Source organism: Actinomyces sp. HMSC065F11 (assembly GCF_001813085.1).
GTDB lineage: Bacteria > Actinomycetota > Actinomycetes > Actinomycetales > Actinomycetaceae > Gleimia > Gleimia europaea.
Window position 1 is genome coordinate 184,564 of sequence record NZ_KV811465.1, and the last position, 18,354, is coordinate 202,917.

The window sequence follows — 18,354 nt, forward strand, 5'->3', positions numbered from 1 at the left end:
GGTACCGACAGGCGTTCTTCGACCCCACCCAAACGGCTGTTTCAGCCTGATAGCATCGTGATCGTGGATCATAGTCAAAGTTTCTCTTAGCACGATCTGTTTTAGCGGGTGTTTTCAAAATGCGTCTCCCACGAGTCCGATCTGTATTCATTGCTCTTTCAACGGTGTTCGCGGTGATGCTAGGCATTCCAGCGACTACCGCCCTTGCTGAAGACGAGTCCGCTCAGGGTAGTGGCGAACCAGAAACCGTTGAATGCGTGTTCCAGTGTTCACGTGAAGAACTCCAAGAGTTCATTACCAACGCCGGTAGCGACCCGACCAAGATAGTGCTGGGTCTTCTCGACACGGATATTGACGAAACGTTAGTCATTCCGGCCGGTGCAGACATAACGATTGTGAATGCCCCTACTACAGACCCCAATTACGTGAATGACACTCGCCTCCTGCGCGAAAACGGTTTTGCTGGCACCCTGATTGAAGTCGAAGAGGGGGCAAAGCTAACTCTAGATAAGAACGAGTCTGGGATCGGTACTCTATCTGTTGGGGCTCGCGGAGAATGGGTAAAAGCAAATTCTCCCGCGATTGAAGTCAAGGGCGAGCTCATTATGAACCACGGCCGCGTCGAGGGAGCTAGGGGCCTCTCTAAGAAAAAAGAAGCTGCTATTACCGTCACGGGGCCGAATGCGAAGTTCGTTCTCAATGAAGGTAAAGTTACCGATAACCAGCGTCTGTTAGGTTCCCCTAGTACTACTCAAGAAGGTGCCGCAAACGTGGCGCTGAGCGACGGCGCAACCATGGTCATGAACGGCGGCGAAATCTCGAAGGGCCGCGCAATGACGGATGAAGGCGCCTACGGAGAAACTGGCGGCATTGGCCTATTCGGAGGCTCCCATCTGACTATCAATGGCGGAACTATTACTGGCAACCACGGTTGGGCAGGCAACATCGGGATTTACAGCTGGCTCTCCGGTGCAAACACAGAAGGTTATGAAACTAAACGTTCCATCGTTGAGATTAATGGCGGCGAGATTTCCAAAGGTTACGCCCAGTTTGGCGGCGGTGGCATAAATGTTTTCGGCAACGGGGCCGTAACCATGAACGCCGGCCAGATAAGCTATAACAAAGCTGCCTACGGAGGCGGCGTCAATGCTATGGACCTCTACGTTAAAGCTGGAGACAATCCCTTCGAGGAGGTCCCAGCTGAAGGTAAGGGGAACGGTTTCACCACCGAAGAGTGGACCGAGATCTCCCCGGCTAGTTTCACCATGCGGGGTGGAACTATTAGCAACAACTGGGCAGCAAATACCGGTGGCGGCGTGAACACCGTGTCCAATGGAGTGTGGCTACTTGGCGGCGAGATTTCGAACAATACAGCAGATAGTCAAGGCGGCGGTCTGTACGTTGCAACCGAGTCATATTCCGCCCATCTTCAAAACGCGTTAGTAACTCAAAACGGATTTTCAGATGCAACCAAGTACGACAGAGGCAAGGGCGGAGGAATTTGGCTGTGCCCTACCGGTTCACTGACTATGCATGTGACCGATGGTGGCGCAATTTTTGACAATACGGCTCCGCGAAACTCAGACGAGATTAGCAACTATTACGGCGACGATATCGCGCACGATAATTACGGCCAATCCAACCCGGCAAAACTCATTCTGGATAAGAATATGCTTGGCGGCGGCGACTCGGCGTATTACAAGGATGGCGGTGTAAATAAGACCCGCTTCGATGACGAGAATCGCGAAAAAGAGCAGATTTTCCAGAACCTTGCAGATGATTCCCCAAATGCGGAGGCTGGCGAAAACGCCGAGTATCAAAGCACTCTGTCCAACGCAGGGCTCAAGAATGTAGCTTCGGATGAAGCGAAGCTACGCGCGAGGGCTTGGGCCAGCTTGATCATCACCGGAAATAAGGCGCCTCGTGGCAGCGGCATTGGTTCCAATGGGAATGTTACGTTCGGTACTCCCGAGTCCACTGAGATTAGTGTGCGAAAGGAATGGACTTACACCACGGGCCAGGAACTCTCCGAAGACCTAAAGGTTCCAGTGACCGTGCAACTCGAAGCTAACTTCGCTGACGAGGCCGAGACGTTCCCCGTCGCAAAACCAGTCGTTTTGGATGGCGATAATAACTGGAGTTATACCTTCCGAGATCTCCCTACTGTAAATAAGGGACGTAGCATAATCTACTCGGTGAAAGAATTGGACTCCGACATACTGAAGAATGGTTTCAGTTCATCGGTTGCTGTTGATCCGGATAAGGAAAAGACCTTCATCGTAAAGAATGAGTTGGATTTTATTTCTGTTCCAGTGGAGAAGTTTTGGGAAGGCGGAGAGGTCACCGATCGTCCTAAATCAGTGACAATTCGGCTGCTTCAAAATGGAGAACGAACTGATCAAACGATCACGCTCAATGAAGCCAACCGCTGGAAGGGGCAATTCACTAATCTGCAACCCTACAAAAAATGGGATGGTGAAACAGGGCAGTTTGAAGCGAACGTCTACAGCGTTATCGAAGACAATACCGGCTCTTTCGAGTCTTCTATCTCCGGGAACCAAACCGATGGTTTCAAAATAACCAACAGGTTCATCCCGACGGAGCCGACCACTCAGCCAACTACCCAGCCAACTACCGAACCTGGTGGTACCGAGCCGAGCACAACAGTAATGAGCCCCGTGCCACCCACAAGCACGGAACCTTCACTTCCAGGCCGCCCGCAATTACCGAAGACTGGCACGGACCTACTTATTCTGACCCCGATTGCTATTGCCCTCCTAATAGCTGGTGGCGGGATTCTCATCGCTAGGAGGCAAGCCAAATAGGCCATTGCCGCCTAAACCGCCTAACTTTAGCGGGTAGGTGATCGCACCAATTAGTAGCGGCCGTGAACTATGTGGATCACGGCCGCTACAGTTGCCACTGCGTTTATGCGAAAAGATGGTCTAGCTTGCTCTTGAGCTCGGGGGTTAGACGCTCCAGAGCCGTTAGTGCACCAAGGTTTTCCGCAAGCTGTTTCGCGGACGAGGCTCCAAGGATAACCGTCGAAACATGCGGGTTAGCGGCGACCCAGGCAAGCGCAAGTTGCGCTGGAGAAACCTCAAGTTCCTTCGCCATAGCTACCAGAGCGCGAACACCCTTCTCATGCTTGCGGGCCTCCTCTGCGATCGATTCGCGCCCCTTCAACGTGGCTCGTGACCCTTCGGGAACACCGTCAAGGTACTTACCAGTCAAAATTCCTGAGGCGAGCGGGCTCCAGGTAGTTAGGCCCAGGCCGATGTCCTGATATAGGCGGGCAAACTCGCTTTCCACCTTGTGCCTGTGGACCAGATTGTATTGCGGTTGCTCCATGACGGGTTTACGCAAGTTCCTGCGGTCAGCAATTTCGTAGGCCGCGCGAATCTCATCGGCAGACCATTCAGAAGTGCCCCAGTAGAGGGCCTTGCCCTGGTTGATCATGTCTGAAAATGCGTACACAGTTTCTTCAATGGGCGTGTTCGGATCGGGCCTGTGTGCGTAAACGAGGTCCACATAGTCCAAACCAAGACGCTCTAAGGAGCCATCGATTGCCTGCATCAAGTACTTACGGTTAAGCGTGTTCTTCATGTTCACCATGTCGTGGATTCCCCAGAACAGCTTTGTAGAGATGATGTACTCGTGGCGCTTCCAACCGAGCTCGCGGATAGCCTGGCCCATGATTTCTTCAGATTTACCCAACGCATAGGATTCCGCGTTGTCGAAGAAGTTTACGCCGGCTTCTGCGGCGATCTGAAGCTGTTCTTTGGCAATACCCGTGTCTACTTGACTTCCAAACGTAACCCAGGAGCCGAAGCTGAACTGGGAAACCTGTAGGCCCGAGGATCCTAAACGGTTGTACGGCATTGAAGGCAAAGATGTGTTCATACAGCCAATATAACGCGTAAAAGACGGGGGCGCGCCAGCTGCACGTCCCCGTCTTTTGAGGTTTCTGTTAGCGGATGTATGCCCCCGTGGGATCAAAAACAATCTCTTCGAAGGCGCCGAATGCCTCCCCGTAGGCCTTGACTGCGGCAATAATCCAGTCCACCAGGCCCCAAATGCCAAGCGTCAACCAGTTGCAGAAGAACTTGGCTAGGCCGAGCCCCACCTGTCCGCGCATGAAGCGGTCAACACCAAACCCGCCCAGGAGGAATGCTCCAAGCCAAACGAAGAGGTGCTTGTTCACACGCTTGTACCCAGCAGCCTCGTACGGGTCGGCGTACATGCCCGAATACGACCCGTAGTTTTGCTGGCCCGAATACTGGCCCCCGGGTTGCTGCGAATATGAAGCAGGCGGCGCCTGGTACTGGTTATTGTAGGAGTTATCGCCAGCGCCGGGAACCTGACTCTGGTTGTTGTTTTCTGGATAGCTCATAGGAAGCCTCCCCCTGGTAGATTCTGTTGCAACCAAGATACAACACTCGAACTATTTCCTCGGGACACGTGGTACGAGAGCACAGATTCTAAAGATTAGTTTCGCTTCCTATTTTGTACAGCAACAATCAGCAAGAACGCGCCTGCCAAAGCGAAGCCTCCTGCCCAACCACTCCAAGTCGAGACACTAACACCCGTCTTCGGTAGTCTTGGTGCAGTTGTGGGTTCGGTTGTTGTGCCGCTCGTAGGCCCAGTTGAGGGCTCGGTCGTAACCGGTACAGTGGTCGGTTCCGTGGTAGTCGACTCGGTTGGAGGCTCATATGTGTTTGTTACAACGTAGCCTTTTCTGCACTGCCCGAGATCAACGAAACATAACCGTCAGCAATGCCAATTTCAGCGACTGAATAGTTGATCTTCTTATCGTTTTTATATTCCGGAAGATTCGTGAACAAGCCCGTCCAACCAGTGCTTTCATCCAGCACTATTTGCTTCCCAGTTTCGACTCCATCAGCCAAAAGTTTAACGGTAACAGAATCGGGACGAACTCCCGCCGTATTCTCGTTATCCTCCCACTTCTTCGAAACCGCAATGTCAGTGACGGTCAGGGTATTTATCAAAGTGAAGTTATATTCAGAGTTTTTCTTCACCTGAGAGGAGTAGACACCAGCTGGATCCTCTTCGATGCTGTAAACGATTTCTTGCCCGTCCTGCGTTTTTGGCAGGTTCGAGAAAGTGGTTTTCCAGTCTGTGTCGGCACCAATTCTCCTGGTTTCGACAACCCCACTGATATCGCCCACTGTCGCAACCAAGCGGACCGTGACTGTCTCTGGACGCAGCTTCGTAGCATTGTCTTGATCTACCCACTGCTTCACTACGCTAACTTCAACGAGCTCTTCGGAGGTACCAAAGATCACGCTTCCGTTGGACCCGATACCGCCGCCACGCGTTGCGGAATAGTTATCTGCAATGATTACCTTGGCAAGCTTGTTTGTCAGATCATTCGCGGCTGAATCCGTGTGCAAGGGAAGTTCCTGGTTGTCTTCTAGCGTTCCCTTGTAGCTCTCCTTTGGCAACAAAGTTCCATCGGCAAGTTTCCAATCGTACGGGACACCCCCAAGCATGCGTTCAGCTAAGTCGTAATCTGGGCGTCCCGAATGCAACCCGTATTTCTGGCTCGCCAACAGGTAAAGCTCTCGACCTTTTTCACTTTGGTCAGCTCGAGCGTTTCCTTTCATACCAACGCCATCGGTTACGTTGATAGTCGTCTTCGAAATCGGACAGGCAGCGTAACCAGCACCTTCCAAAACCGACTGGTTATCACTTATCAGGACATTCTTGATGTACAGCTCGCCATTCGCGCCATTGGCGCCGTATAGATCGTTTGCTCCATTAACGTAAATTCCGCCGCCACCAAAAAGAAAATCGGTTTTTCCCTTTCCAAGCATGCGGTTTCCGGTGATACGTCCAGCGTTCAAATATCCCTTCGAGGCACCACCACTAAAGTACTTCGCTTGAATAAACAGACCCCCGCCGGTTGCTTCCGAGGTGTTATCTTTGATCTCGCCGCCATCCATCTGGAAAATGTTGCTAGGTCCCCATTGTCTTGAGCCTGCACTAATGCCACCACCGACCTCGTCCGAATGGTTACCCTGAATGAGAGCAGATCCCGACATTCTTACGGTCGACCCCTTATCAGCGCAGATTCCACCACCCGCGGAATGAACTCCCGCTTCATCTGTGACCCTACGGGCCGTATTGCGTTGTATTACACCGCCCGAGAGTTCCAGAGTCGCATTCAACAGGTAAATACCACCACCATTTACGGCTAGGTTGTCTTCAATAACGCCGCCCGTCATCTTGATAGCGCCTCCGTAAGAGAAGATGGCGCCGCCTCTATCGTTGCTTGAAGTGATGTTGAGCTTGTTATTTTTCAGGACAGCACCACCTCCAATTTGGAGGGTGGCTCCTGACTCGACATTGATAAGCGATTTTTCAATAGCAGAATTGACGTCAGAATTACCGTCAATAACTATGTCCGTGAGCGACGCGGTGTCGCCTCGCGAGATTGTGAAAAGAAAACCATTGAAACCGTCGGCGCGCACTACCTTCACCGGGCTGCCAACGAGGTCAATATCACCAGAAACTGGAGTTGTTCCAACCACTACGATCTTGTCGATATCCGGATTGCTTTGCACTAAAGCCTTAGCTTTAGAAAATGTCTTGACTGCGCTACCAGGGGTCTTGCCGTCGTTGTCGTCGTTTCCTCCACTGCCGTCCAGGTATACGGCTGTCTGGCTATCTGCAGTGTCATTTGGCGTCGCATCCTCTGGTTCCGCATTGGTCTCAGGTGATGAAGAAGAAAGCTCTTCCGGTGAGGGTTCTGCCATTGCAGTTGGCATCGCGTATGCAAACAGCAGCGCCACCATAACCAATATTGAGCTGAGCAAAGTTAGCCTTACGCTCTTAATGTGTCGCTTCACGAGACCTCTCCAAATTCAAATGCGCGGGAATTAGGTCCTAGATTACGCGCATTTTGGCTACTTTAAAAGCGGCGAGTACGCAAGAATCAGAGTTTAACCAACCAGCGCAAGAACAATTGCGAAGGCTCCCGTGCCTGCCAGCAGAGACCACAGCACCTTGCGGAAAGCCAGGTGCACAGCAAGCGTGGCGATTACCCCTGCGGTTGGCGGCATCCAGGATTCCACACTGGAGAACGAGGTTCCTTGAAGAGTGAAAATCACCAGGACAAGCATGACCCCTGCCGGCATGGCTGCACCAAGGTACGCAAGCGTTTCGGAATCACGCACGCGAGATAAGAACACGAATGGCGCCGCGCGTAGCGAAAACGTTATGACAAAGACGGTGGCGACAACGCCGACGATGTATCCAGTCATGGCATACCATCCCTTCTGGCTCTGCCTAACGCGGGGATAACCGGATGTAAACGCGAGGCAATGAGCAAAGCAGCTGTAAGCGCGGCCAAAGAAACGGGCAGATAAATCGAGTCTGGTAGCACTAGCATGCCCACACTGATCGCTGCGGCAAGCGCAAGATCAAAGCGCGCCCGGTTCGCGAGGTATGCCTCCAACATCAGCACGATGAAAAGCGACGTCAGCACGAAGTTAAGAATGCGCCCGTCAATCGGAACAGCAAGCCCAATTAGAGCGCCGAGCGTACACCCTAAAGTCCAAGTAGCGTGCGCGAAAATCTGCGTCCACAGCACCCTCTCCCCCGTTAGCTCAGACTTTGGTTTCGAAGCGATGACCGCATAGACCTCGTCGGTGAGCGCGTGGATCGAGTAGACTTTCGCCACCTTGTTCTTCACGAGATCAAGCGGGAAGCTAATCCCGTAAAAGACGTGCCGAAACTGAATGAGAAGAGTAGCAAGCGCGATCGCTGCGAGCGGCTCGCGTGCCACGATCATGGGCACGATGAGGTATTGCATCGAACCGGCATACATGAACAACGAGAAGATGGGCGCCCACCACCAGTCCAAGCCCGCACCCGTAAGCGTCATCCCCATTCCCATACCCAGAGGAACATAACCCAGGGCTACGGGAAGGACGTCTCGGGCTCCTAAAGCCAGCGGTGAGTGTACGGTTGTGGACATATAAAAAACCTATGGTGGCTCCAGCAGCCAGACAAAATCAGTCCACCACGTGGGCAACGCTGCCATGAAACTACTCACACACCCTTGGAGGGCGCGGCCCCACATCCGTTAAATAGTCAGAGCAAAAAGCGTGGGGACCAGTTCGATTACGAACCAGTCCCCACGCTACTCAACCCTCAACAATGGGCAATCAAGTTTTAGCAATCACGCCTATCGCGTTACCAACCGCGCTCGGCAAGACGGTGCGGCGCCGGCAAGTCAGCCACATTGATCCCAACCATGGCCTCACCCAAACCGCGCGAGACATCGGCAATAACCTTCGGGTCATCGTAGGAGGCGGTGGCCTTGACAATAGCTGCGGCCCGCGCCTTCGGATCACCAGACTTAAAAATGCCCGAGCCCACAAACACGCCATCAGCGCCGAGCTGCATCATCATCGCAGCATCTGCCGGAGTAGCCACGCCACCTGCCACGAAAAGTGGAACGGGAAGCTTACCCTCGCGAGCCACCTGAGCCACTAGGTCATATGGAGCAGCAAGTTCCTTGGCCGCCACGTACAGCTCATCCTCGGTGAGGTTCACCAGCGCTGCAATCTCCTGCTTGATCTTCCGAATGTGCTTGGTGGCCTCCGAAACATCACCGGTGCCGGCCTCACCCTTTGAACGAATCATCGCAGCGCCCTCATTGATACGACGCAAGGCTTCACCAAGGTTCGTTGCGCCGCACACGAAAGGAACGGAGTATTCTCGCTTGCTGATGTGGTTCACGTAGTCGGCTGGCGAAAGCACCTCGGACTCATCCACCCAATCAATGCCGAGTGCTTGAAGCACTTGCGCTTCCACGAAATGGCCGATGCGCGCTTTAGCCATGACGGGAATCGACACGGCATTCATAATCCCCTCGATAAGATCAGGGTCTGACATACGCGCAACACCGCCTTCGGCGCGAATATCTGCGGGAACGCGTTCAAGTGCCATCACAGCTACAGCGCCAGCATCTTCAGCAATCTTGGCCTGTTCGGCGGTTACGACGTCCATAATGACGCCGCCCTTCAGACCGTCAGCGAGCACGAGCTTTTCTGGTTCAATCATGTAACTCATGATTCCTATTCTCGCCCACCTGTGGACTAATATTAATACCAGTTTTGAAATACTTTTTTAGACCACCTGCGAATATGTAGGAGGATTCCGTGCCCTCAATCCCTGCTTCCATCGTTGCAGATATTCGCAAACGCTTGGAGGACGGCTCGCTTGCACCCGGTGATCGGCTTCCCTCAACGCGCGCGTTAGCTGACGAACTCGGGGTGTCGCGGGGCTCGGTTGTTAGTGCGTACGAGCAACTTTCTGGCGAGGGCATCTTGCTATCCACGCGTTCGGGCAGTCGCATTCACCCGGACCTTGTAGTCACTTTGCCTACGAGGCATTTGCGACTATCTGAGGACGGTGCTACGCCGGTTGTGCCGGCCCCGAGTTTGCTTCGGCCCGGCGCTCCTTTGGAAGCTCTCACTACTTCCGCTTGGCGCGGAGCCTGGCGCATGGCTGTTGCTGAGCCGCATGCGTACCCAAGCCCGGGTTCGGACCGCCTGCGTTACCTACTTGCCGAGCATTTCCGGCTCACGCGGGCCGTGTCCATCGACCCACAATCCATACTCATCACCGCCGGTGCCCGTGATGGGCTGCGCGCCACCCTTGCCGCGCTCGCAGCCATGCGTCATTCCAACCACGCTTTCCCGTTAGAGATGTGCGCGGCCACTTTGAATACACCGCTTCAAGGCAGCCGCCTCGCTGTAGAAAATCCAGGGTTCGGTTCTCTTCGCGCAGTGCCAGCTTCGATCGGCTGGGAAACCACGTTTCTACCAGCCAGTGGCGAAAACAACTTAACCGCAGGGTTGCGCAACCTGTCCCCCGATGCTGTTCTCACTACCCCTAATCACCAATTTCCATACGGTTTACAAATGCCAGCCAAGAGGCGGCGCGAGCTAGTGGAGTGGCGCCGCGCCACCCCGGGGGCGTTTCTCATTGAGGACGACTACGACTCTGAGCTACGCGCCACTCACCCCGCCCTCGTGGCGCTAGATCCTGCTGGAACGGTGTTGCTTGGCTCATTTGCGAAAACGCTCACTCCTGCCTTGGGGCTGGGATACACCATCGTGCCTGAAGCGCTGCGAGAGGGCATCGCGGCCCGCCTCACCCCCGTTTGTGGAATCGCACAAGATGCGCTTGCCAACTTCCTCGCCGCTGACGGTCTGCGCCTGCACACTGCTCGCATGCGTCGCGAATACAAATTTCGCCGAGGCGTTTTTGAGCGGATTTTCCCTGAGGGCCGCACCATGGATGGAAGTCTGGGAGCCATCATCGAGGTTTCCGCCAGTATCGAAGAGCAAGTTTTGGCGGGCGCTCACGGAGCCGGACTAGCTGTAGAATCACTGGGCAAATACTGGTCGGGGCGAGCCGGAACACCGGGAATAGTTGTTGGACTAGGCGCAGGAAGTCGGGAAAAACTAACCGCGGCGCTAAGGAAGCTCCGCCAGATCGTGCCCGAGTGAACCATGCGAGTCTTTTTCTCGCAGACTTCAAAATGTACCTGGCGTACCGCCCGCGGCAATACGCGCAGAGTGGCTTTTAATCAATAATCCGACGTACCTTATGGAAAATGAGCGCGAAGCGTTAGTGGTGCCTCACGTGTTTTGAGCGCGAAATAGTTTTCGTATGAATGAGGAAGTGGCTCCGAAAATGGTGCGTATCGATGGCGAGCACTACTACAACAAGGACACCCGTGCTGAAGTGTTATCTATGAGCGCGGCAACGATAGACCGTTATTTGAAAGCCGACGTGGTTATCGTGTGTATCGGCGCCTCGGAATTAGCCCAAGATGCCTTAGTACTTGCCCGGGACGGAGGGCGAGTCAACTACTTTGCTGGATTCCCGAAAGGCTCGATGACCCAAATGGAGCCTAACCTGATTCACTGGAAAGATTTGCAGGTTGCCAGGGGATCTAATGCGCGGCGCCGGGACGTAAAAGGAGCCATCCGCGTCCTCGAATCGGGAGCGATAAATGTGGAAGAGATTGTCGCCCACACCTTCCCGCTTTCAAAAGTGCATGAAGCTTATCAGGCAGTACATGATCGGGTCGGCGTAAAAATTGCAGTAATACCCGACTAAAGTTGCAGTTCCGGTCAACCTGTGGGGAACGAGACAAACCTATCCCGCATTCTTGCTACGGAATCGCCTTAACCTTGTGATACATATGGCAAGTGGATTTTTTGAGTAGTTTCAAACGCTTGTTGCCCGGAATAGTATACGCGTGCGTAGTCGCCGGTATCGCCTGGCTGATTAATCTATTTGTTCCCCTACTGTCATCAATGCTGGTGGCGATCCTACTGGGGGTAGCAGTTCGCAACACGAAGCTAATTCCGGCTGTCTGCGAACCCGGAATCGCTTTTTCAGCGAAGACTATTTTGCGCTTCGGGGTGGTGCTGCTTGGTTTTCGTCTGTCGCTACCGGCTATTGCCGCGCTAGGTGCCGGCACGATTGTAACTATCATCTGCGCGGTGGCGGTCACTATGGTGGCGGGTTACCTGCTTACTTACTTTATGCGGGTCAGTCACGCCACCGGGATCCTCACCACTTCCGGCACCGCCATTTGCGGAGCCTCGGCCGTTGCCGGGATTTCTCCAGTGGTTTCTGCCCGCAGTCACGAGGACGCCGATGACGCGGTTGCTACCGCTATCGCTTGCGTTACCTTATTCGGGACTATCTGCCTTGTCGCTTTGCCCGCTGCCGCCCACGCATTGCACTTGTCTCCCACTCAAGCAGCTGTCTGGCTGGGGGCTTCTATTCACGAGGTCGGCCAGGTAGTAGCGGCGGCTAATATTTATGATCCGGCAATCTCTGATTTGGCTACCGCCACCAAGCTGGGACGCGTGGCCTGCCTAGCTATCGTAGTGGCAATCGTAGGAATCATTGAACGGCGAGTAGTAGAAGTACGCCACGAACAGGCAGAGAAAGCCAGCTCTGGCAAGCGCCCGCCCCTGATTCCCGGATTCGTGGTGGGATTCCTAATTGCGGTAGCATCAGCTTCAGTGTTTGCCAGTATTTCTACCGTGAACAGCGCTTTCAGCATTTTAGGCGGCACAGTAGCTACAATGCTGCTCACCGTAGCGATGGGCGCAATGGGAGCCGGGGTAAACTTGCGCAACGTAATTAAGTCCGGAGGGCGCGCCCTCGTCCTCGGAATAATCTTGACTGTCCTAATCGCCGCGGTCTCGTTGGGATCGGTACTTTTGTTAGTCGATTAGCATCCGGATGGAAACGCGTAGGTGAACGGGAGCCCTCGTTCAATACCCAATGAGTGGGAAAGATGCAAAAATTCATCGGCAATATTCAACTCTTGCCCATCACTGGCAAGAAAATCCTCCGCTCATCTCTTGCTCTGGAATTGCAAAGAACGACATCGCATTAGCCCCCGTTATCCCAATTAATGGGTGTGCTGATAAGAGGATCTCAATGTTCACTCGACTGGCAGGCCTTTGAACACAACGTTGATCTGCCCGTAGGTTTCGATCGTTACGTGGCCAACAAGGAGTGCCCATGCATCGTCGCTGTATTCCAGTGGCGGTCTCGCGTCGAGGTAGTCAGCGGTTGCGCGGACTTGGGCAAGGCGGGTCTGCTTGTCCGTGATCTCGCCACTCTCTTGGGTGACTTTGTCTCGTTCGGCTTCTAGCGGCCTTGTATCGAACACGGTTTCTTCGAGTATGCGTAGTGCACGGCGTGCACCAGCATTTCCGGTGATTCGCCTGGCCAAGGCGTCGACGAATGCGTGCTCGATGTCCGCATCGACCACGTGCGGGGTCTTACAGCCGGTTTTCTTTCCTTCGTATTTGTTGGCGCACCGCCAGATCTTTTTATCGTTGTGTGCGCCTGCATGCCAGGTTTTGCATCCGTAGTGGCCGCCGCATTGGGAGCAGATGATCATTTTGGTAAACGGGTGCGTGCGGAAAATGTAGCGGCCTTTTCTGTGGGCGATTTCTGCTTACACGCGCTCCCACACATCGGGGTGAATAATGCCCTGGTGATGGTTTGTCACGTAATACTGAGATTGTCTCCCTCGTTCTTTTTCGTTTTCTTCGTCAAGAAGTCGACGGTGAAGCTTTTCTGAATCAACGCATCACCCTTGTATTTCTCGTTGGTAAGCATTGACTTGACGGTGGGTACTGCCCAGTTTCGTTTGCCTTTCGAGGTGGGCACGCCTTCATCGGTAAGTTCCTTAGCGATCAGGGCAGGTGCCTTACCGGCAAGGAAGTCACCGTAGATACGCCGCACGATCTTAGCTTCATCTTTCACGATGGCGATCTGCCCGTCAGCATTCTTGGGGTAGCCAAGAAAGTTAGAGCACGCGCTGCTCAGTGCTAAAGACCAAGCACTGGATGGGCTAATCCATCACAGCGACCACGGATCGCAACACGTCAGCATTTGCTATACCGAGCAGCTGGCCAAGGCTGGTCTGGCAGCATCCGTTGGGACTGCCGGACACGCCCACGATAATGCGTTGGCTGAGACCGTCAATGGACTGTATAAGACTGAACTAATCTACGCCCGCCCTGCATGGCCCTCAGCTACCGAGGTGGAATTCGAAACTCTGAACTAGGTCCATTAGTGGAATACCACTCGCGTGCATGAAGCGCTGGACTACCAGACCCCGACACAGATCGAAGCCAGCTATCATATGACCCGGGCTCAAGCCCTAAGCCCCGTATAACAAGCGGAACAAAACCCAGGGCGCTTCAGGTATAGGCGCTCCCGTGCGCCTTTTCGTGACTGTCGGGTTCAACGCACCAGGCCTCGTGCCTGTATTCACGCGACATCCGCCCGATCAGCGCTATCCTTAGCAATGCAGGGAAACCCTTCTTGTAGAATGAAAACCCATTAAAGAAAACCTATTGGGGCATACAACTCCTGATGCCGTTGCCGTATCAAAATGTGTAGCGAAAAGTTGAAGGGACTGGTCATCAAAAAAATATCTGTGTTTCTTGTATCCGCTCTGGCATATTTTGTCGGCGCGTGGCTTTTCGCCGCCATCTTTCTACGGTGCAAGGATCAGGATCAGAGATTTTTTGTGGTCTTCTTATTGATGCCACTCATGTATGTGTGTTTCACGATTCTTCTTCTGCTTTTTAATAAGCATTTCATCGGTATTCAATCTGCCCGCGCGTTGCAACTTTCAGCAGGAGCCTTTATCGGACTCTCAGCTTTTCTCTTTTCACTCGATGGTGTCGGCTCGTTAGTTCATAGTGATTCTTTTTCTCAACTGCTGAGCCAGTTTTCCGTTCCCGCCATCGGCGCTCTTGTTGCTGGTGGTGTAGCGCTTGGGTTTAGCGTTTTTACCCAAGCGCCACACCAAGGAAAAGACCAAATCAATTATCGGTAGATGAATTCAGCTAGCTTTCGGCAAGCTGTCAAACGAATCTCTTCCTTGACGTATCCAGCCAGGAACCATCCTAAAACGGCGCTATCCAAGTCGGCATATTCACTTATTTTCTGATATGCCTCAGTGGAATTATTCGCCCCCAAGCTCCAGCCAATCTGCTTGAATCTGTTGGCAAGTTTGCTGGAATTGTTGTGTCGGCGGCGCCTAGCCACTACGACTGGGCGATTAAGAAGCTCCGCGTCCACAATAAAGCCAATAAAACAAATTCCTGCCTCAGGATAGCGCCCAGCGGTTTCCTATTACGTGGTAGTTTCGACAGGCATGGAGACAGTTCTAACATCGATGAGATTTCAGTCAATAGAAAAGTTGGCTTATCTCTGACTAGGTATGGCGAGGGAAGGAGCACTGATGCGTGATATCGTCAAAATCGCTCTGGTCTATGCCGTATGTGTGCTGGTATTCCAGATAGTTTTTCTTAGCGACCTGGTGTGGGTGCTGTTCCCTGCGGCAGTCATTGAACCAGTTCTCATACCTGTAGTCGCATTACTAATCACCCGGAAAATCCAGGTAGCAGACTGGCAGCTAAACTTTTTTGTTTTGCCACTCTTGCTTTACTGCTTTGGCTTGGTTGCTGACAGTATGGCATTTTGGATTTCAACTGGAGGAAGCGTGTTTGCAACCGGAAATCACATTTGGTATCAAGTAGCTCCAGATTCTCCTTCGGATGTTAAATGGTGCGGACTTTACGGAATCCCAGCTGTCATTTTCATGGCAGGATACCTGATTCGTTTAGCGATGCGAAAAAGGGTAGCCTGCCATGTTTCTGACCCTAATGATCCATCAGAAAATGAAGTTCGCTAGTTTTTCACAGGCTTTATTAATCACCTCTGAGGAATATTGAGCCAGCTAGCTTTCGCCTTAGAACCCCACCTGGAACTCCTGACATGACTGAAACGAATGCTGTCAACGCGCCTGAAGCATTTGAGGCATTAACACTGCTGGCGATCCGCTTGAATCTGTTGGCTAGTTTGCTGGAGTTGTTGTAGTACTCACGCAGTGTTGCCGACAGAAGATGGCTGTTGGAATCATTGCCGTTTTCTAGCGTGTTGGCGATGATAATGGCGTCTCCATCACAGCAGAGATCGTCGCGGTTACAGTTGTTTCCTACCGATTTCCATTTTCCTTTGTCGTTTTTCTTGTCAAGTACCAGCCCCTGCAAGCCAGGATGCTGACGGTAATCGTTACCTTGACCGACTAGAGCTGTGGTCACCTGATCCAGGTTCGCGCTGGGATTCCACTCAAGTGTTTTCTGAATATTCTCCATGGCAGTAGCTAGGTCTCCAGCCCAGCCAGTCCACGCATCAGGGATAACATTCCAGTTGGTGTATCCAAGTGTTGTTGCCGCCACGTGTTATCAATATAGCGATTCAAGGCTGCGATGATCTTCTTGCCTACAGCGTCCTTCTCGAGTACGCTCGCGTCAGCACTCCTGAAACTTTCTGCTGATACGGACCAGTTCACCGCAGATCCCCTACCACCGTCACGCAGGTAGGCTTTTGCTAAATAGTTGAGTATGCAACGCCAAGTCGGAACGGCACCTCAGCCAGAATCCGCACGCAACTGTAGACAGCGGTCATCTGCATCGCGCTGCGTTCCGTTACCGGACGACCAGAGATCGTGGCCCCGAAGAAAAAGCTATATCCAGAGCTGATCGCGTGATCGTCAGCTGAGCGCAAAGTATCGCCGCGTAACCATCCAAGAAAACACATATTCACCCCCCTAAAAAACTAGACTATGCGAATTCATCTAGTCATGATTGACATGCTGAAAGCACTGTGCTCTAATTGCTATCGGAGCGGTTCACTACATAGGTAGCTCGCCGAATCCAAAGTAAGAATTCAAATCACGTAGCGGGTATTAACTGCTACCTGAATTAAGAAAGGAGGCTGTCATGTACAGCTTCAATAATGCCGTTTACGGCTTTGAAACAGCCAAGAAAATCCTTGGCGTTGGTTCTAATACAATGAGTAAACTCATTGATCTCAATCTCATCTCGGTATTTCCAGATGGTGCGAATCAGCGAAATCAACGATATTCAGGATGGGATATCGGATACTTGTCCTCTGCTCGAAATCGCCCATTAACAGTAGAGGCTGGACAAAAAGCGCTAGTCTGCTCAATGGGGATTGAAGAACAGGAGGCTCGCCCTTCTATGTATTTCGATGCTACATGGGAACGGTGTAAAGATGTTCTCGATGAAGTTCGCCAGAACGTTTCTACTAACACGTGGGCACAGATTGTCGAAGGAACGCTTCGAGTCACTGGACATTGGCGCGTGACTCAAGAAGACACTGATTTCTTGGTCGCGAACAACTCAATAGTTGTGGCTTCCTATGCAGGCTTCATTCTGGACGGTGGGCGCATTGTGGATTGGGTGCCGAATGCTTTCAACAGCTCAGGCGGCCGATGCTTCATTGTGCGCCCCTTTAACAAGCGCGAGCGGTATCAATACGCCCACAATTTCCTACTATCGCGTCAAGGCCCAATGAATAAAGTCTGGACTTCAGGGGCACTTGACGACGAGGCTCGCGCCATAGCCTAAACAGTTCCTTTTGAAATGGCGGGTTTTGGTGGCTAGTTCAACTACCGAAACCCGCCATTCATCTCAGAACACCAGCAGTCCACGCTCGTCATACACCGAGCCACTCGTGCTGGTGCTGCCGTAGCGGATCTCCCGATCGAGGGCCATGATGGTGGCGACGACGCCATTGATCTTCTCGATGCTCTTTTGCTTGTCGGGCCTGGTGTTTCCCACTGGGTCGGTGTGAACGTGAATGTTGTCCACCATCCACGAAAGCACTGGACGCCCGCCATGTGCCAGCTTGCCCTCGAGTGCGAGCCTCATGAGTTCTTTGGAAGGTGGGCTCATGCCCTTGAACCCTTGCCCGAAGGGAACGACGGTGAAACCGAGTGCTTCGAGGTTTTGGCTCATTTGGACAGCTCCCCACCGGTCGAACGCAATCTCCCTGATATCGAAGCGTTCGCCTAGCTGTTCAATGAAGGCTTCGATCACTCCGTAATGAACGACGTTGCCTTCCGTGGTTTGCAGGAAGCCTTGCTGCTGCCACAGGTCGTAGGGCACGCGGTCACGGTTAACGCGGAGTGTCAGGTTGTCTTCGGGGATCCAGAACCATGGCGCAATCACATACCGCTCGTCACCGGTTTCTGGTGAGAAGACGAGCACGAACGACGTGATATCTGTCGTCGAGGCAAGATCAAGCCCGCCGTAACAGACACGTCCTTCCGAGTCGCTCAGATCAACGGGTGCTGACTTTAGGTTCCAGATGCACGTTGGCATCCACCGCACCGACTGCTTGACCACTGGTTGAGCCGTAGCTGGCGGAAGGTGTTCTCTTCGGCCGGGTTTTGCTTCGCGCTCGTGCAGGCTTGGCGGACTTTCTCGATCGGGACAGTGGCGCCAAGAGAAAGGTTAGCCTTATGCCAGGCTTTCTCGTCCGTCCAGTCATCCTCACGGTCAGCCCCGTAAATCACCGGGTACAACATCGGATCATACTTTTTGTCTGCGAGGATGTCCTCGGGTTTCTCATGCTGCTCATAACAAATGCTATGCGTGTCCGTGCTTGCAGTGGTGATGAGAAAGTACAACGTCCTGGGTGTCATAGCGCCACCTGCCCGAAATGCTCGTCGAGGTAGCGGATCGGTAGGTCATTGATGTGTGCCCACTCGATCTCGATACGCATCCCGGCAGAGACGCGCGGCGTGTAGACCCACATCGCTTCACAGTGCGAGAGCAGGATCCTGTTGAAGAACATCGCCAACTCCCGCTCATCCACGTCGGCGTCATCCATGAACTGCGGGAACAACAAATGCGGTGCCAGCGGGATCTTCTCCCCCCCCCCCCCCCC

Annotated in this window: 16 protein-coding genes and 4 pseudogenes; 7 read left to right on the forward strand and 13 right to left on the reverse strand. The window is 53.1% G+C overall.

All coding sequences use genetic code 11. The features are described 5' to 3' along the window. Nucleotides 1-119: 119 nt before the first annotated feature. Nucleotides 120-2,825, forward strand: coding sequence for a Cna B-type domain-containing protein (locus tag HMPREF2891_RS01750; protein WP_222566251.1), 2,706 nt, complete (start codon nt 120-122; stop codon nt 2,823-2,825). A 103-nt stretch (nt 2,826-2,928) separates the two neighbouring features. Here the strand turns inward: HMPREF2891_RS01750 and HMPREF2891_RS01755 are convergent, their stop codons facing one another. The 7 genes and pseudogenes from HMPREF2891_RS01755 to pdxS all read right to left on the reverse strand — a co-directional run bounded on the left by HMPREF2891_RS01755 (nt 2,929) and on the right by pdxS (nt 9,102). Continuing rightward, nucleotides 2,929-3,903, reverse strand: coding sequence for an aldo/keto reductase (locus HMPREF2891_RS01755; RefSeq protein ID WP_222566252.1), 975 nt, complete (start codon nt 3,901-3,903; stop codon nt 2,929-2,931). A gap of 67 nt (nt 3,904-3,970) precedes the next feature. Beyond that, complete coding sequence (locus HMPREF2891_RS09725; protein ID WP_148131691.1) at nt 3,971-4,393, reverse strand: TM2 domain-containing protein; 423 nt, start codon at nt 4,391-4,393, stop codon at nt 3,971-3,973. A 95-nt stretch (nt 4,394-4,488) separates the two neighbouring features. Next, nucleotides 4,489-4,608, reverse strand: a pseudogene (locus HMPREF2891_RS09930) (LPXTG cell wall anchor domain-containing protein); the annotation flags it as partial. Nucleotides 4,609-4,721: 113 nt separating this feature from the next. Further along, nucleotides 4,722-6,872: a Cna B-type domain-containing protein gene (locus HMPREF2891_RS01765; RefSeq protein WP_070663703.1), complete on the reverse strand. Its 2,151-nt coding sequence runs from the start codon at nt 6,870-6,872 to the stop codon at nt 4,722-4,724. A gap of 93 nt (nt 6,873-6,965) precedes the next feature. Then, nucleotides 6,966-7,286: a branched-chain amino acid transporter permease gene (locus tag HMPREF2891_RS01770; RefSeq protein WP_070663704.1), complete on the reverse strand. Its 321-nt coding sequence runs from the start codon at nt 7,284-7,286 to the stop codon at nt 6,966-6,968. Next, the gene (locus tag HMPREF2891_RS01775; RefSeq protein WP_083311189.1) at nt 7,283-8,002 is read right to left on the reverse strand and encodes an AzlC family ABC transporter permease; all 720 of its coding nucleotides are present in this window, start codon (nt 8,000-8,002) and stop codon (nt 7,283-7,285) included. The genes HMPREF2891_RS01770 and HMPREF2891_RS01775 overlap by 4 nt, the downstream gene beginning before the upstream one ends. A gap of 218 nt (nt 8,003-8,220) precedes the next feature. Then, nucleotides 8,221-9,102, reverse strand: a complete 882-nt coding sequence (pdxS, locus tag HMPREF2891_RS01780) for a pyridoxal 5'-phosphate synthase lyase subunit PdxS (RefSeq protein WP_070619955.1) — start codon at nt 9,100-9,102, stop codon at nt 8,221-8,223. 89 nt (nt 9,103-9,191) lie between these two features. On the opposite strand from pdxS, the gene HMPREF2891_RS01785 reads away from it, so the two are divergent. The 3 genes from HMPREF2891_RS01785 to HMPREF2891_RS01795 all read left to right on the forward strand — a co-directional run bounded on the left by HMPREF2891_RS01785 (nt 9,192) and on the right by HMPREF2891_RS01795 (nt 12,299). Further along, the gene (locus tag HMPREF2891_RS01785) at nt 9,192-10,547 is read left to right on the forward strand and encodes an aminotransferase-like domain-containing protein (RefSeq protein ID WP_070619953.1); all 1,356 of its coding nucleotides are present in this window, start codon (nt 9,192-9,194) and stop codon (nt 10,545-10,547) included. A gap of 163 nt (nt 10,548-10,710) precedes the next feature. Next, on the forward strand, nt 10,711-11,163 hold the full coding sequence (locus tag HMPREF2891_RS01790; RefSeq protein WP_070619950.1) for an MDR/zinc-dependent alcohol dehydrogenase-like family protein: 453 nt from the start codon (nt 10,711-10,713) through the stop codon (nt 11,161-11,163). A gap of 92 nt (nt 11,164-11,255) precedes the next feature. Further along, entirely contained in the window at nt 11,256-12,299 is a 1,044-nt protein-coding gene (locus HMPREF2891_RS01795) for a YeiH family protein (RefSeq protein WP_261666822.1), read from the forward strand. 212 nt (nt 12,300-12,511) lie between these two features. Here the strand turns inward: HMPREF2891_RS01795 and HMPREF2891_RS01800 are convergent, their stop codons facing one another. Further along, nucleotides 12,512-12,976 carry a recombinase zinc ribbon domain-containing protein gene (locus tag HMPREF2891_RS01800; protein ID WP_083309402.1) on the reverse strand — a complete coding sequence of 155 codons (465 nt, stop codon included), beginning with the start codon at nt 12,974-12,976 and terminating at the stop codon, nt 12,512-12,514. A 107-nt stretch (nt 12,977-13,083) separates the two neighbouring features. Beyond that, complete coding sequence (locus HMPREF2891_RS01805) at nt 13,084-13,344, reverse strand: recombinase family protein (protein ID WP_070619944.1); 261 nt, start codon at nt 13,342-13,344, stop codon at nt 13,084-13,086. 634 nt (nt 13,345-13,978) lie between these two features. Here HMPREF2891_RS01805 and HMPREF2891_RS01810 point away from each other — a divergent pair. Both HMPREF2891_RS01810 and HMPREF2891_RS01820 read left to right on the forward strand, forming a co-directional pair. Continuing rightward, entirely contained in the window at nt 13,979-14,428 is a 450-nt protein-coding gene (locus HMPREF2891_RS01810) for a hypothetical protein (protein WP_004007623.1), read from the forward strand. 408 nt (nt 14,429-14,836) lie between these two features. Further along, nucleotides 14,837-15,289, forward strand: a complete 453-nt coding sequence (locus tag HMPREF2891_RS01820; protein WP_070619939.1) for a hypothetical protein — start codon at nt 14,837-14,839, stop codon at nt 15,287-15,289. 16 nt (nt 15,290-15,305) lie between these two features. On the opposite strand, the gene HMPREF2891_RS09615 is transcribed toward HMPREF2891_RS01820, so the two are convergent. Both HMPREF2891_RS09615 and HMPREF2891_RS01830 read right to left on the reverse strand, forming a co-directional pair. Further along, complete coding sequence (locus tag HMPREF2891_RS09615; RefSeq protein ID WP_261666666.1) at nt 15,306-15,836, reverse strand: hypothetical protein; 531 nt, start codon at nt 15,834-15,836, stop codon at nt 15,306-15,308. A 190-nt stretch (nt 15,837-16,026) separates the two neighbouring features. Next, nucleotides 16,027-16,197: pseudogene (locus HMPREF2891_RS01830) on the reverse strand (phage portal protein); the annotation flags it as partial. Between the two features lie 182 nt (nt 16,198-16,379). Here HMPREF2891_RS01830 and HMPREF2891_RS01835 point away from each other — a divergent pair. Further along, nucleotides 16,380-17,030, forward strand: coding sequence for a hypothetical protein (locus HMPREF2891_RS01835; protein ID WP_070619934.1), 651 nt, complete (start codon nt 16,380-16,382; stop codon nt 17,028-17,030). 63 nt (nt 17,031-17,093) lie between these two features. On the opposite strand, the pseudogene HMPREF2891_RS01840 reads toward HMPREF2891_RS01835, so the two are convergent. Together HMPREF2891_RS01840 and HMPREF2891_RS01845 are read right to left on the reverse strand one after the other, a co-directional pair. Then, nucleotides 17,094-18,097, reverse strand: a pseudogene (locus HMPREF2891_RS01840) (terminase TerL endonuclease subunit); the annotation flags it as partial. Between the two features lie 8 nt (nt 18,098-18,105). Further along, nucleotides 18,106-18,354: pseudogene (locus HMPREF2891_RS01845) on the reverse strand (DUF4406 domain-containing protein); the annotation flags it as partial.